Origin of the sequence: Flectobacillus rivi (genome assembly GCF_030056655.1) — a bacterium.
GTDB lineage: Bacteria > Bacteroidota > Bacteroidia > Cytophagales > Spirosomataceae > Flectobacillus > Flectobacillus rivi.
On sequence record NZ_JASHIE010000005.1, the window covers coordinates 269,096 to 282,906 of the forward strand.

At 38.0% G+C, this 13,811-nt stretch carries 15 protein-coding genes and 1 tRNA gene; 13 read left to right on the forward strand and 3 right to left on the reverse strand.

Going from position 1 to position 13,811, the window contains the following annotated elements:
- Positions 1-158 precede the first annotated feature (158 nt).
- A complete protein-coding gene (locus QM481_RS09025; protein ID WP_166552620.1) occupies positions 159-377 on the reverse strand; it encodes a hypothetical protein in 219 nt (72 codons plus the stop codon).
- A gap of 250 nt (positions 378-627) precedes the next feature.
- Between QM481_RS09025 and QM481_RS09030 the strand changes: the two genes are divergently transcribed.
- The 5 genes from QM481_RS09030 to QM481_RS09050 all read left to right on the forward strand — a co-directional run bounded on the left by QM481_RS09030 (position 628) and on the right by QM481_RS09050 (position 4,716).
- Positions 628-2,076, forward strand: coding sequence for a BatD family protein (locus QM481_RS09030; protein WP_283381499.1), 1,449 nt, complete (start codon positions 628-630; stop codon positions 2,074-2,076).
- A gap of 56 nt (positions 2,077-2,132) precedes the next feature.
- Positions 2,133-3,242 (forward strand): chorismate synthase, encoded by a 1,110-nt coding sequence (aroC, locus tag QM481_RS09035; protein WP_166552622.1) that lies wholly within the window; start codon positions 2,133-2,135, stop codon positions 3,240-3,242.
- A complete protein-coding gene (locus QM481_RS09040) occupies positions 3,242-3,694 on the forward strand; it encodes a nucleoside deaminase (protein WP_283381500.1) in 453 nt (150 codons plus the stop codon). Before aroC ends, QM481_RS09040 begins: the two co-directional genes overlap by 1 nt.
- A 231-nt stretch (positions 3,695-3,925) precedes the next feature.
- The gene (locus tag QM481_RS09045; protein ID WP_166552624.1) at positions 3,926-4,537 is read left to right on the forward strand and encodes a superoxide dismutase; all 612 of its coding nucleotides are present in this window, start codon (positions 3,926-3,928) and stop codon (positions 4,535-4,537) included.
- Between the two features lie 105 nt (positions 4,538-4,642).
- A tRNA-His gene (locus QM481_RS09050) sits at positions 4,643-4,716 on the forward strand.
- Between the two features lie 43 nt (positions 4,717-4,759).
- On the opposite strand, the gene QM481_RS09055 is transcribed toward QM481_RS09050, so the two are convergent.
- Entirely contained in the window at positions 4,760-5,686 is a 927-nt protein-coding gene (locus QM481_RS09055; RefSeq protein ID WP_283381501.1) for a serine hydrolase, read from the reverse strand.
- Between the two features lie 97 nt (positions 5,687-5,783).
- Between QM481_RS09055 and QM481_RS09060 the strand changes: the two genes are divergently transcribed.
- From QM481_RS09060 to QM481_RS09095, 8 genes are all read left to right on the forward strand, one after another.
- Complete coding sequence (locus tag QM481_RS09060) at positions 5,784-6,230, forward strand: DMT family transporter (protein ID WP_283381502.1); 447 nt, start codon at positions 5,784-5,786, stop codon at positions 6,228-6,230.
- An 8-nt stretch (positions 6,231-6,238) separates the two neighbouring features.
- Positions 6,239-6,769 (forward strand): NUDIX hydrolase, encoded by a 531-nt coding sequence (locus QM481_RS09065; protein ID WP_283381503.1) that lies wholly within the window; start codon positions 6,239-6,241, stop codon positions 6,767-6,769.
- 119 nt (positions 6,770-6,888) lie between these two features.
- On the forward strand, positions 6,889-7,821 hold the full coding sequence (locus QM481_RS09070; protein ID WP_283381504.1) for an SGNH/GDSL hydrolase family protein: 933 nt from the start codon (positions 6,889-6,891) through the stop codon (positions 7,819-7,821).
- Positions 7,822-7,922: 101 nt separating this feature from the next.
- Positions 7,923-8,912, forward strand: coding sequence for a sensor histidine kinase (locus QM481_RS09075; RefSeq protein ID WP_283381505.1), 990 nt, complete (start codon positions 7,923-7,925; stop codon positions 8,910-8,912).
- A gap of 2 nt (positions 8,913-8,914) precedes the next feature.
- The gene (locus QM481_RS09080; protein ID WP_283381506.1) at positions 8,915-9,697 is read left to right on the forward strand and encodes a LytR/AlgR family response regulator transcription factor; all 783 of its coding nucleotides are present in this window, start codon (positions 8,915-8,917) and stop codon (positions 9,695-9,697) included.
- A gap of 148 nt (positions 9,698-9,845) precedes the next feature.
- A complete protein-coding gene (locus QM481_RS09085; RefSeq protein ID WP_283381507.1) occupies positions 9,846-11,417 on the forward strand; it encodes a Na+/H+ antiporter in 1,572 nt (523 codons plus the stop codon).
- A 64-nt stretch (positions 11,418-11,481) separates the two neighbouring features.
- Positions 11,482-11,721: a membrane protein insertion efficiency factor YidD gene (yidD, locus tag QM481_RS09090; protein WP_283381508.1), complete on the forward strand. Its 240-nt coding sequence runs from the start codon at positions 11,482-11,484 to the stop codon at positions 11,719-11,721.
- 175 nt (positions 11,722-11,896) lie between these two features.
- Complete coding sequence (locus QM481_RS09095; RefSeq protein ID WP_283381509.1) at positions 11,897-12,976, forward strand: CobW family GTP-binding protein; 1,080 nt, start codon at positions 11,897-11,899, stop codon at positions 12,974-12,976.
- Positions 12,977-13,168: 192 nt separating this feature from the next.
- Here the strand turns inward: QM481_RS09095 and QM481_RS09100 are convergent, their stop codons facing one another.
- The gene (locus QM481_RS09100) at positions 13,169-13,678 is read right to left on the reverse strand and encodes an HPP family protein (protein ID WP_166551618.1); all 510 of its coding nucleotides are present in this window, start codon (positions 13,676-13,678) and stop codon (positions 13,169-13,171) included.
- Between the last annotated feature and the right edge of the window lie 133 nt (positions 13,679-13,811).

The following is a 13,811-nucleotide window of genomic DNA, read 5'->3' on the forward strand; positions in this document are numbered from 1 at the left end:
GTTTTACCGTAATCATTTGCTAATGAATTGATTATATACGTAACAAAAGTGCTATCCTAAATTTATTAAAAGCCTATAGCTTCAAATAAAAAGATCTGTATCGAAGTTGTTACACTTGGATACAGACCTTTTTATTGTGTCATAAGATTGTATAGAAACTACGTTAGCCTCAGAGGTATCCTCCTTTTCAAACGATTAAAGCATTTAGTGATTAACTTCTCGTAAGTCTTGCCATATCTTTCAAAACACCATTCATGCAAGAACTTAATTTCATCGATGGCTAAGTTTTTAATTGCCTTTCTTAGCTCTTTTTCAAATAACTTTGCATCAAAACTTACTTTCTCAAGTATCATTTTGACATAGTCTAAAGCTGTCATAGTTTAAATTAGATTTAATAATCTTGGTTTTTAAGTTATTAGGTTAAACGGTTATTTAGGATTGAATAGTGTCTTCTTGAGCTAAAAGTCGTAAATTGCTTAACAATTAGCACTTCAGACACATAGGCATTTCTTCATCCCAAACTCAAAGTTTTCATTTTAGTGTGTCATATTCGCCAACGAATAAATCTAGAATTGAAAACAGTAAATCATTCAAAACCCATAAAATAGTATCTATTGACGAAAAACGGTGAAATTTACAAATAAATATATCAATATTCCAATATTATTTTGTTTTTTATTCAGCTATTCTCTAATAGCTCAGGAAAACACGCCTACGCTTGTTTTGGGTGAAAAGACTATCACAATGGATGGTTTTTTTACCATAACAGCTGTGGTAAAAACAAATCCTGACCAGCCTTTTCCTGAATGTAAATTTCCTGAATTGGTAGAATTTACCAAACGAGGATATTCTAAGTCTATTGCCCGTTCGGTCATTAATGGACAACCTACTGTAACTTATAATATTACCCAAAACTACCAGCCTAAAAAAGAAGGTACGTTAAAAATCAAACCATTTAAAGTACTGGTTAATGGCACCGAAATCAAAAATGAGGGAGTGGTTGTGATTGTCAATAAAGCTGTGGCCAATCCTAATCCTGAAACGGAGAATGAGGAAGCCTTGACATCTGTAGCTGAAGGCAATCAAAAAGACTTGGTGAATGTAAAAGAAAATGCTTTTTTGGCAATAAGTACCAATAAATTAGCGCCTTATGTAGGAGAAAACTTCACTTTAACACTGGCCTTTTACGTTGCTGAGAACAATACTGCCGATATTCAGTTTGACCAAAATGATATTCAGATTCCTGAAATTATAAAAAAAATAAAACCTGAAAGTTGTTGGGAAGAGAGCTTTGGACTTACGGAAACGCAGACTTCAACTGTAAAATTGAATGGTAAAACCTACACACAGTACAAGTTTTATCAGGCAACTTTTTATCCGCTTAATAACAAGAAAATTAGTATCCCTTCTGCAAGCCTTCGTTTGTTAAAAGACTTTGACGAAAAAGAATCTAAAAAACGTAATTATGTTACTTTTTCGAGTAAGGCTTTTACTATACAACCTAAAGATTTACCTTCTCATCCACTCAAACAGCAAGTATCAGTTGGTAACTTTTCTTTAAAAGAAAATATCAGTAATAATAAAGCTCAAACAGGGCAATCTATCGACTATCAAATTCAAATTATTGGTGATGGAAACATCTCTGTAATTCGTTTGCCTGAAGTTAAAAATGATAGCACCTTTGACTTTTTCCAACCTGATATTAACTCGATTGTATCGCCACAAGGCAGTAAAATTATTGGCACAAAATCTTTTACTTTTCATATTATTCCCAAACAGGCTGGTAACTTTGCAATGTCAAAGTATTTCAACTGGATATTTTTCAATCCAACTACAGCTCAATATGATACGCTAAAGCCCAAGGTGGTAATCCATACGAAGGGTCGAACTATTAGTACAGTAGATACTCCTAATGCTGAAAATTCGACGATTTATGATGGACTAGAGAATATCTCGACACCCGAAGGCACGAGCAACTTGGTTAGACTTCTCAAAAACGAAGCAAATATCATCATTATCATAATGCTTGCAGGATTGATTTATCTGTTTTTACCAGGCAAGAGAACCAGACAATAACATCGACTCATGGGCAATTAGAAGTACCCCTTGTCAAGAGTCAAATCATTCAAAAAATGAGCAGTACATACGGTAAATTATTTAAAATTAGCACTTTTGGTGAATCGCACGGACAAGCAGTTGGGGTAGTGGTAGATGGGTGTCCAGCAGGAATTCCTTTTGATGCTGAATTTATTCAAAGTGAGTTAGACCGCCGTAAGCCAGGGCAGTCACGTATTACAACGCAACGTCGCGAGGCCGATGAGTTTCAGGTAGTTTCAGGTGTATTTGAAGGAAAAACCACAGGTACGCCAATCGCTATGTTGGTTTGGAATGGCGACCAACGTTCGAAAGACTATTCACATATTGCTCAACAATTCAGACCTTCGCACGCTGACTTTACCTATCAAGCCAAATATGGCGTCCGTGATTATCGTGGTGGTGGTCGTAGCTCAGCTCGTGAAACGGTTGCCCGTGTTGCAGCAGGTGCTTTGGCAAAGTTGGTATTAAAAAATATTGGTATAGATATCAAAGCTTACGTTTCGCAAGTTGGTAAGTTAAAATTAGAAAAATCTTATCAGGAGCTCAACTTGGCATTGGCAGAAGAAAATGCTGTTCGTTGTCCAGACCCAGCCTTGGCGCAAGAAATGTTCGACTATATTGATGAAACTCGTAAAAAAGGAGATTCAATTGGAGGAATTGTGGACTGCGTGGTAACAGGAACACCAGTTGGATTAGGCGAACCAGTTTTCGATAAACTTCATGCCGAACTTGGTAAAGCCATGTTAAGTATCAATGCTGTAAAAGGTTTTGAATATGGCAGTGGTTTTGCTGGCGTAGAAATGTACGGCTCTGAGCACAACGACGAGTTTTTTATCGAAGATGAACAAGTAAAAACCAAATCCAATCATTCTGGAGGTATCCAAGGTGGTATTTCAAATGGTGCTGATATTTACTTCAGAACAGCCTTCAAGCCAGTCGCAACCATTATGCAGGACCAAGCGAGCGTTGACCAAGAAGGAAATACCGTTACGGTTTCTGGCAAAGGACGCCACGACCCATGTGTAGTACCACGTGCAGTACCTATTGTAGAAGCAATGGCTGCTTTGGTTTTGGTAGACTTTTACCTTCGTAACCGTGCCACACAAGGATTGGCGTATGAACAAGAAGAAAAATTAGAGTTTTAATGCAAAAGAATAATTCCCTTTTTTCGGATGAGTATTTTATGCAATTGGCGCTTTACCAAGCAGAAATAGCCATGGAAAAAGGGGAAATTCCAGTAGGAGCAGTGGTCGTTTGTCAAAACACCATCATTGCCAAAGCACATAATCAGACAGAACTCTTACAGGATGTAACCGCTCATGCCGAAATGTTGGCACTAACGGCAGCGGCCAATACACTAGGAGCAAAATACCTTCGAGATTGTACTTTGTATGTGACTCTCGAGCCTTGTATTATGTGTGGCGGGGCTTTGTATTGGTCTCAAATAGGCAAAATTGTCATTGGTGCCATGGACGATAAAAGAGGTTGCTCCAAAGTGAGTCCGAAAATTTATCATCCCAAAACACAAATCATCACTGGCGTATTGCAAGAGGTATGTGAAGCTATGCTTAAAAGCTTTTTCAAAAAACTACGTTAGCATATTCTTCATACCATTGGCTCATTCAGTTCTTAGATTTTCCTTAATAAACACCCCCTAGAGGAACTTATAGCCACTGAAGGCAGTTTTTTAGACAAAGACTCATAGTCAAAAACAAAGACGACTTAGTTATAGATTGTTGTATCAATCTAAATGATTCATTGGACAGTCTATTTCTAAAGTACTCGACAGATATATTTTAAACTCAATTAACTTAATTAACTTAAAAAAATGGCATTCGTATTAGACCCACTACCATACGCTAACGACGCGTTGGAGCCGCATTTTGATGCATTGACAATGGAAATCCACCATGACCGTCACCACAATGCTTACGTAACAAACTTGAACGCTGCTGTAGCAGGTACAGAATTAGAAGGTAAGTCTTTGGAAGAGCTTTTGGCTTCTATCAGCACGCTTTCACCAGCAGTTCGTAACAACGGCGGTGGTCACTTCAACCACAACTTGTTCTGGAACATTCTTTCTCCAAACGGTGGTGGTGCTCCAGTAGGTGCATTGGCTGAAGCTATCAATGCTAAATTTGGTTCTTTCGACGAATTCAAAGCTGAATTCAAAAAAGCAGCTATTAGTCGTTTTGGTTCAGGTTGGGCTTGGTTAGTAGCTCAAAAAGATGGTTCTATCGCTATCTCTTCTACGCCAAACCAAGACAACCCATTGATGGACGTAGCTGATGTTAAAGGTTTTCCTGTAATCGGCTTAGACGTTTGGGAACACGCTTACTACTTGAAGTTCCAAAACAAACGCCCAGATTATATCGACGCATTCTGGAATGTAATTGACTGGAATATCGCTGAAGCTAGATACCAATCAGCTAAAGCCTAGATAATCAAAAACTTAGGCAATACTTTGATTTTTTTTGTAAAAAAAAGCCTCAAAGTATTGCCTAATAGTGATAAAATACCTAATTTTGCATCACTAAAAAACACGGAGAGTGTAGCTCAGTTGGTTAGAGCATCGGTTTGTGGTACCGAGGGTCGTGGGTTCGAGCCCCATCATTCTCCCAAAAGGTTATCTGAAAAGATAACCTTTTTTATTTTACCCCAATCAGTACCATTTTTCTATTCCTGCTGGTGCTGTCCATTGGAATTTAGGCTCATAATGCTCCCAAACTATTTTTGAAACGTTTCTTAATAATTGATATCCTTCATTATTTCTCGTCCATGATTCGTCCTTTTGATTTTTAGTGGTAACACAAACTACATAGTCGCCAGAAGGAGCATTTACTAAAAAGACCTCAGATCTTGACTGATTTACAGCACCTTGTTTAGAGGCCACCTGAATCGTTGGAGGAATTTGACTTAGTGCTTCGCCATCCCAATAAATCCTCACCATATTGCGGTAAATACGCTCGCTAGCAGCAGGATTAATTACTTCTCCTTTTCTAATTTTCACTAATAATTCAGCCATTTCTCTAGGGGTAGTTTGTCCCCATCCATAGATTTTTCGATACGCTTCACGACCAGCAGTACGCGAGTTGACTCTTGTATTTTCAAAACCATTAGCAGCTAGCCATTCATTGATGGCAGTACCTGTAGCCATAGCCTGACACCAAAGACTGGCGGTGTTGTCAGAAGTAGTAATCATCAGCATAGCAACTTTACTCAAAGCGATTTTTTCACCATCCTTAAACGATCCTAAAATATCTTCTCCCGCATACAAAAGGGAGTCTTTGTAGGTAAGAATCGCGTGATAATCCAATTCGCCTTTCTCGATTTTGTTGAACAACCCAATGGTTATAGGCACCTTAATCATACTTGCCGTTGGAAAAACGGTATCTGCTTGAATAGCAACGCCCGTATTTTTTTTCAGATGTTTCACATAAATACCTGCTACACCCTGAAAGTCTTTTACGAGAACTTGAAGCTTTTTCTCCAGTGCTTTATCCGTTTTGAAAGAATTCGTGGGAGCTTGAGCAAAGAGTTGAGAAGAAAATAAAATGAACAGAATCTTGAGGTAAAATGTTTTTCTCATAGTTTTTGATGAAATTGTTAAAAGTTTACAAAAGGCAAACGCCTTTCAACCAATTTACTATTTATCGAGCAATTACAATCTCTCTTATACCTATAAAATGCAACAATTCATTTTTATTTTCTTAGCTTTTCTTTGTGGGGCTGTATTTCCTACGCAGGCCGCATTTAATGGCAAAATGGCCGCAATTGTAGGTCATCCGATTTTGGCGGCTATCCTCTCATTTATCACAGGACTCATTGCTTTGATTGTTTATGCAGTTGTCACCCAGATCCCTATGCAACAATTTACGGCATTCCGAACAGCGCCTTGGTATGTTTGGTTGGCGGGTATCTTAGGCGCTTTTTATGTAAGCACGATTGTGGTATTAATGCCTCGATTAGGAGTAGCCTTAACTTTTGGTTTGGTGATAGCTGGGCAAATGACCATTTCGATACTAATGGACCATTTTGGTTTATTTAATCTTCCTGTACGTGAAATATCAGCAGGACGCCTCTTGGGGGCATTTTTATTATTAGCAGGTGTTGTACTTATTCGTAAATTCTAATGACAAAGATGAAATTTTGTCCACAATGTGGAAAAGAACTCGTGTATAAAATCAAAGATGGCAGAGATAGACATTTTTGTCCCGACGAAAGTGAATGTGGATATGTCCACTGGAACAATCCTATTCCTGTTGTAGCCGCCATAGTAGAACATGAAGGAGAAATTATTTTGGCACGCAATGCCGCTTGGCCAGCCACATGGTATGCCCTCATTACAGGATTTCTAGAGTCAGGAGAGACGCCCGAAGAGGGAATTATTCGTGAAGTAAAAGAAGAGCTAAACCTCGACGGCGAAATTGTAGAACTGGTAGGTTTATATGAGTTTCATCGAATGAACCAGTTGATTATTGCCTATCACATTAAAGCTACGGGCAGTATCCAACTTTCGGAAGAATTGGTGGATTACAAACGTCTAAAACCTGAAGAAATCAAGCCTTGGCCAGCAGGTACTGGACGAGCTGTACAAGATTGGCAAGCTAAAAGAGGTATTTTCAACGAAATGTTTGATTTTACAAAAAGCTCATCAGCTACAGATGAATAAACTCAACTGCTAAGTAGAATCGCTAGCCAAAGACGAGACATATTGTTAACTTTAACACTAATCTCTTCAAAAAATAAAGCTTAAACAGCTTCAATTATATGTATTCTCCTCGCACAACTATGAAAAAGATCTCTCTTTGCTTTCTTGGGGTTGCACTAATGCTTCTATGTCAACATAGCTTTAGCCAAAAGTTTTTTGATCCTTCGGTCAAAAAAGTATTATTTCTCGGAAATAGTATTACCTATTCGGGCGAATATATCCAGCTATTCGAAACGATTTATCGTTTACAAAATCCAGAAAGTAAGGTAGAGTTTTATAATTGTGGACTTCCGAGCGAGACAGTTTCGGGGCTTTCTGAAGAAGGGCACGCCAATGGTCGATTCCCTCGCCCAGTATTATTTGAGCGTCTTGATAGGGTTTTGAAAATGATTCATCCAGATGTTGTTATTGCTACTTATGGCATCAACGATGGTATTTATCAGCCTTTTTCAGAAGAACATTTTTTAAAGTTTCAGGAAGGTATCCAAAAACTTCATCAGCAAGTAGAAGCCATGGGGGCAAAAATTATCCATGTGACACCTTCGGTTTATGAAGAAAAGAAAAACGACGCGACATTCAACTACGCTGAGGTCATGGATCGCTATGCACAATGGCTTATTGCTCAAAAAAAATGGGAGGTTATTGATACCCATTTTCCTATGAAAAAGGCTTTGGAAGAAGCGAAAAAGAAAAACCCAGATGCTACACTCGCCTCTGATGGAGTGCATCCCAACTCACAGGGACACTGGGTAATCTGTAGAAATATGTTGACCTATTTTGGCTTGAAAAAAGCCAAAAATGCAGAGGTTTGGACAGAATTATATCCTAATCGCTCGGTAAGTAATCTGTTATTACTTTTCCAGAAAATCCAAGCAAGACATAATATCCTCAAAAACGCCTGGCTTCGAGCTACCCAACACACACGCCCAGAAATGCCTGAGGGTTTGCCAATGGATGAAGCACTCACAAAGGCAAAAGCCCTTCAAATTGAAATAGATAGTCTTTTGAAATAAACAAAAACCCTTTTCACCGACAAGCTTTTCCTATTCACCGAGAAAGCTCATTCGTCAAGTCATTTTTTTTGTAGATTTGATTGGTTTACGCTCAAATTTTCATGCTCAACAACTTCATATACAAGCGGGTGATAGGAGGGATGGCGCTATTAGCTGCTCTTCTGGTCAATTTACCGATTATTATTCTCAACTTAGAACATTTACACAATTGGCAAATTGCATTAATTGATGTAACAGTACAGGTATTTTGTTGTTTTGTGCTTGGGATAAGTGTGGTAGGTGTTTTGATGGAGAAAACGCCCTATATCTGGATAAATCGCTTCAAAATGCTTGTGATTTTTGGTTTATTGGTTGGTTATTGCTTTATGTTGGCAGGACTCAACAGCCTATTTCTTCCTGTGCGAATGGGCATGATTTCATCGATTATCATGCGAGGGGCAGTAGTAATAGCAATGATGTATCTATGGAGTAAAAATCTCATAGAAGCTGAAAGAAAAAATGCACTTTTACTCGAAAACCAGCAATTGAAACATGACAACGTACTTTTTCAATTAAATGCCCTCAAAAATCAGCTAAATCCTCATTTTTTATTCAATTCACTCAATACCCTCAGTTGGTTAATTAACCAAGATACCGCCAAAAGTCAGGAGTATTTACAAAAACTTTCGCAGGTATTGCGCTATTCGTTGAGTATGCAGGAACAACAGTTAGTGAGTTTAAAAGATGAATTGATATTGGTAGAAAACTATGTTTTTTTGTTACAAATGCGTTTTGGCAATAATTTACACATTAATATTAGTCCAATAGAGCCCACACCTTATCAGATTTTACCTCTTTCGATTCAGTTATTGATAGAAAATGCTATCAAACACAATGTGGTGTCATCGAGTAAGCCATTACAAATTGATATTTCATTTGAGGAAGAACATATTGTCGTTTCGAATAAAATTTCACCTAAACTTCACGCTGAAGGCACAGGTATTGGATTAGCCAACTTAGACAATCGATATAAACTTATGACAGGCAAAAGTATTTCGATTCAAAAAGGTACATTATTTACCGTTAGATTACCCTTGATTAAGCAGTTATAAAAATGAATCATCCACTAAAAATAGTCATTGTAGAAGACGAGCCCGCAGCCGCAAGCCAATTGCAATTTTTGTTGGGACAGATAGATACTCCTGTAGAAATTATTCACATCATTGAAGGCGTTGAAGAAGGTTTGGCTAGGTTTCAGGAGAATACAATGCCCGATTTGATTTTATCGGATATACAATTATCAGATGGGGTATCTTTTGAAATATATGAACAAATCACTTTAGAAACACCCATTATTTTTACTACTGCTTTCGACGAATATGCTATTCGGGCTTTCAAGCTTAATAGCATTGACTATCTATTAAAACCTATCGATCAAGAAGCGCTTACGGCTGCGATTCAAAAGTTTAAGAACCAGCAGCTTTATCATTATTCTCAGTTGCAATCGCTTCTTGCACAACAGGCTTTTATTGCAAAAAGTTATCGACAAAGTTTTTTAGTCAAATTTAGAGACAAGCTTCTTCCTATTAAAACTGAAGATTTTGCCTTTTTCTATATTGACCAAGGTATCGTTTATGGTCAATTATTGGATGGGAAAAAGTACAGTTTAGAGTACAAATTAGAAGATTTAGAGCAACAGCTCGACCCAGCCTATTTTGTGAGAGCCAACAGGCAGTTTATACTTAGCAGAGACTGTGTCGTTACCATCGAGAGTTACCCACATAGTCGCGTGAATATCCAAACCCAGCCACAAGCACCCTCAGATATTGTTATTAGCAAAGAAAAAGTAACATGGTTTAAGAAATGGTTGGCGAATCAAGTAACAATAAAGGCGTAAGGAGAACATTTCCTTACGCCTTTATTGTTGTCTCTATAAGCATTCTCATGAGTTTTTTGTAGATTGGAAAAAGATTTACATATCAATACTTTGATATTTGCCCGAATAACCTAATTCCAAACCTAAAAGTAAATCAAGCCCTAAAAGCATGTTACATCATTTTCCTTTTTATTTATCCTTAATTTTACTCATCATCATTCTGATTATTGTCGCCGACCGAATCAGTGTGGCATATCCTATTTTGTTGGTATTGGGTGGACTTGGTTTAAGTTTTATTCCAAGTGTTCCTGACATCGAAATTGATCCTGAATTAATCTTTATCATCTTTTTACCACCGTTATTATCCGAAGCCGCATGGTCTATTTCGTGGAAAGAACTCTGGAAATGGAGGCGGATTATTACCAGTTTTGCCTTTCTGATTGTATTTCTTACAGCCTTTGTCGTGGCGCTTGTTGCCAATAGCTATATCCCAGGTTTTTCTTTGGCATTGGGTTTCTTGTTAGGAGGTATTGTGTCGCCACCCGACGCTGTAAGCGCAGGTGCTATTATGAAGTTTGTACACGTTCCAAGTCGTTATCAATCAATTATTGAGGGTGAAAGTTTATTAAACGATGCCTCAAGTTTGATTGTATTTCGTTTTGCCCTTATTGCTGTGGGTACAGGGCAGTTTATTTGGCACGATGCTATTTTAAGTTTTGGTTGGATGGTCTTTGGAGGTGTGGGTATTGGTTTGGCTGTAGCTTATGGCTTCTTCAAGGCACATCGTTTATTACCGACCGATGTCAATATGGATATTGTTTTGACGCTCGTGGCTCCCTATATGATGTATATCGCCGCCGAAACGGTACATAGTTCAGGAGTTATGGCTGTAGTAAGCGGAGGCTTGTTTTTGGCACAGCGAAAGCACCTTTTCTTAAATAGTAGTGGACGTATCAAAGGTTTTTCGGTATGGGAAAGTCTTTGTTTTGTGCTCAATGGATTAGTATTTATGATTATTGGTCTTGCCCTTCCTACCATTACGAAAGGACTTGGAAACGTAAGTATAAGTGAAGCGATAGGTTACGGTGTGATGATTACGGTGGTACTGATGATAAGCAGGATTTTATCGGCGTATGGTGCCGTAGTGACTACCTTAATAGCTCGAAATTTTATTACTGTAGCCGAAAAAAGGAACCCAGGTTATAAGGCTCCATTGGTAATTGGTTGGGCAGGGATGCGTGGTGTAGTATCTTTGGCTGCGGCACTTTCAATTCCTGAAACGCTAGAAAATGGAGCACCTTTTCCACAACGCAATTTGATTTTGTTTATCACTTTTATCGTGATTTTGCTAACGTTATTGCTTCAAGGATTGACCTTACCTATTTTGATAAAGAAAATCAATCTTTTGCGAGACAACGAGGTTTTGCCTGGCGAATCTCATTATCAGGATATGTATCGTAGATTAACCAACCAAAGTCTTGATTATTTGCATGCTAATTATGAAGAACAAATTACAAGACAACCTATTCTGAAAAAGATTGTGGAAAAATGGGAAGAAGAAGGCAAAGAATTTGATAATATTCGTCTCGACCAAGAATGTAAACTAGTATATGTAGATATGATTAACCATCAACGAGAATGGCTTCGTGAGTGGAACAAAGACCACGAAGTAGACGAAGGTATCGTTCGTCGTCATTTATATCGTTTGGATCTAGAAGAAGAGAAATTGAAGTATAGGTAAGTTAAGTTTTTTATAACTTTTTACTTGATTAACTACTTACATCTGCTTACAGCAGAAAAATCTCATGTATAAATTGTTTGCTCAGTTTTTGATTGCATTGGTACGTGTTTATCAAGCGATTATCTCTCCGTATTTTCCCAATGCTTGTCGTTACAACCCAACGTGTTCACAATACATGATTGAGGCAATTCAAGAATGGGGAATTTGGAAAGGAACCCGTCTGGGACTAAAACGTATTGCTTCTTGTCATCCTTGGGGAGGCAGTGGGCATGATCCTGTACCACGTAAAGGTGAGCAGCACTAAATATAGGTAAGTAAAAAGAAGAACAATATATCAGTTATTATAATGAACCCTTCATCAAAAGAATTCAATCAATATCCTCCACAGATATATTCTTAATTTAATCTTTCCTATTACTTAGTTGGATGCCGAAATCCACAATCCTTTAGGTGTTTCTTGCCTAACCCCTTTTTATGTTATGGAAAAAAAGATTCTTCATAAAATCCCTACCAATATCATTACAGGTTTTTTAGGTGTTGGTAAAACCACTACTATTCTACATATCCTCAAACACAAACCTGCCGATGAACGCTGGCTCGTGATTGTCAACGAATTTGGGGATGTCTCTATCGATCATATCCCCATGGAAGGACAAAGCCAAGGTCAAGAAATGGCAGTTCGCTATGTCGCTGGCGGATGTATCTGTTGTACCGCCAACTTACCTTTACAGACTACCCTTACGCAAAGTATTCGTCAGGTAAAACCGCATCGTATTCTAATAGAACCCACAGGAATAGCGCATCCCGAAGCTATTATTGATTTATTGCAAGGGGAGTTCTTATCAAAAGTAATTGACTTACGTGCGACTATTTGTTTGGTCAACCCTATTCAATTAATGAATGATAAGTACTTTGACGATGAAGTGTATCAAGATCAAATTACGCTGGCAGACGTTTTGGTCGCTAATAAGGCAGATTTAGCGGGCGATGAACTGCTTCAAAAATTTGCTAAATGGGCACAAGCGCTTTTCCCTCCCAAGGTCATGATTGCAGCGGTTGAAAAGGGAGAAATTGACCTTGATTGGCTTGACATAGAGCCTTATCCACATCGTAAAGCGGTGTATATGAATGCTCATTCAAATCAGCTAGAAGACATTCAAATTCCTGAAAATCAGGAAGAAAATCTACAACCTCTACCTAATAAGCCAATCAAACGAGAAGGACGTGCTTTAGGCACTTTTGGATGCGGTTGGGTGTTTCATCCAGATGAAATTTTCTCAAAAAATCAATTATTAGCTTGGATTGACTCATTAAAAGGCTTCGAAAGAATAAAAGGTGTATTTAGAATAGGAGAAAAAAACTGGATTTTTATCAATAAAACGACCGATGAACCAGCGAATGAATGCTCGATAGCTTATCGTAAAGACAGTAGAATTGAGATAATTTCCTTAAAACCAGCTACTTGGTCATTAATAGAAAAACAGTTGTTGGATTGTCGTAAAAGTGACCCAAATCAAGTCGATATTCCAAGTTTTAAAATGCCTTTCAATCTAAAATGATAAACATGAGTCACTCTAAATTGAGTGATTTAGCGATTATTTTAAAAAAATCTGTATTCCGTCTCTACTGCCAGAATACAAATTTTAAATTAATCACTCATTCATTCAATTGCTAAATCACTAAATTAGAGAAGACTCATGTTTATAACTCCATTTTCAAATCTTCAAATTCCCAAACTTTCAAATTAGCCTCTATCGCCAATACTTTGGATACTTTCGAGTTTTGTGAGCATTATTAAACATCAATGCAACCAAAACCAATACGATTGCGCCTGTCAGCAAGGGAGTAAACAAGAAGCTCCATGAGGCATGTGTCAAAATAATGACCATTACGTCAGCTCCTGCTGGAGGATGCACCGTTTTGGTGAGTTGCATGATAGCTAATGAAATTCCTACGCCCAATGACATAGAAAAAATACTGTCACCTACCCAATACAGACAACATAAGCCCACAATCCCAGCAATCAAATGTCCTCCAATAATATTCCTTGGCTGAGCCAAAGGACTATCAGGAACACCAAATGCCAAGATACAAGTAGCTCCAAAAGGAGCAATTAACATAGGGGTTTGTGTCCACTCGGCTATTAGACCAATACTCGCAATACCAATCAAGCCACCAATGGCCGAACTAAAGGCATGCGTCCATTTAGGACGAGCGGGGCTTCGCTCGTTTGTTTTAAACTTCGATAAATAATGTTTCATGGTTTTGTTTCAGATGCTTAGCCTATAGGTTAAGTCATATAATATTAAGACAAAATTACACAAGAAGGTTTCATTTGCAATCGGAAAAATACAAGCATTTAACTACCTAGTAATCAACCTAAAAGAGTGATGA

Coding starts and splice junctions, on each gene's coding strand:
- yidD (WP_283381508.1), top strand. CDS start 11,482: ATGTATAAATTGTTTGCTCAGTTTTTGATTGCATTGGTACGTGTTTAT.
- QM481_RS09100 (WP_166551618.1), bottom strand. CDS start 13,678: ATGAAACATTATTTATCGAAGTTTAAAACAAACGAGCGAAGCCCCGCT.
- QM481_RS09040 (WP_283381500.1), top strand. CDS start 3,242: ATGCAAAAGAATAATTCCCTTTTTTCGGATGAGTATTTTATGCAATTG.
- QM481_RS09085 (WP_283381507.1), top strand. CDS start 9,846: ATGTTACATCATTTTCCTTTTTATTTATCCTTAATTTTACTCATCATC.
- QM481_RS09080 (WP_283381506.1), top strand. CDS start 8,915: ATGAATCATCCACTAAAAATAGTCATTGTAGAAGACGAGCCCGCAGCC.
- QM481_RS09060 (WP_283381502.1), top strand. CDS start 5,784: ATGCAACAATTCATTTTTATTTTCTTAGCTTTTCTTTGTGGGGCTGTA.
- aroC (WP_166552622.1), top strand. CDS start 2,133: ATGAGCAGTACATACGGTAAATTATTTAAAATTAGCACTTTTGGTGAA.
- QM481_RS09055 (WP_283381501.1), bottom strand. CDS start 5,686: ATGAGAAAAACATTTTACCTCAAGATTCTGTTCATTTTATTTTCTTCT.
- QM481_RS09095 (WP_283381509.1), top strand. CDS start 11,897: ATGGAAAAAAAGATTCTTCATAAAATCCCTACCAATATCATTACAGGT.
- QM481_RS09070 (WP_283381504.1), top strand. CDS start 6,889: ATGAAAAAGATCTCTCTTTGCTTTCTTGGGGTTGCACTAATGCTTCTA.
- QM481_RS09045 (WP_166552624.1), top strand. CDS start 3,926: ATGGCATTCGTATTAGACCCACTACCATACGCTAACGACGCGTTGGAG.
- QM481_RS09065 (WP_283381503.1), top strand. CDS start 6,239: ATGAAATTTTGTCCACAATGTGGAAAAGAACTCGTGTATAAAATCAAA.
- QM481_RS09025 (WP_166552620.1), bottom strand. CDS start 377: ATGACAGCTTTAGACTATGTCAAAATGATACTTGAGAAAGTAAGTTTT.
- QM481_RS09075 (WP_283381505.1), top strand. CDS start 7,923: ATGCTCAACAACTTCATATACAAGCGGGTGATAGGAGGGATGGCGCTA.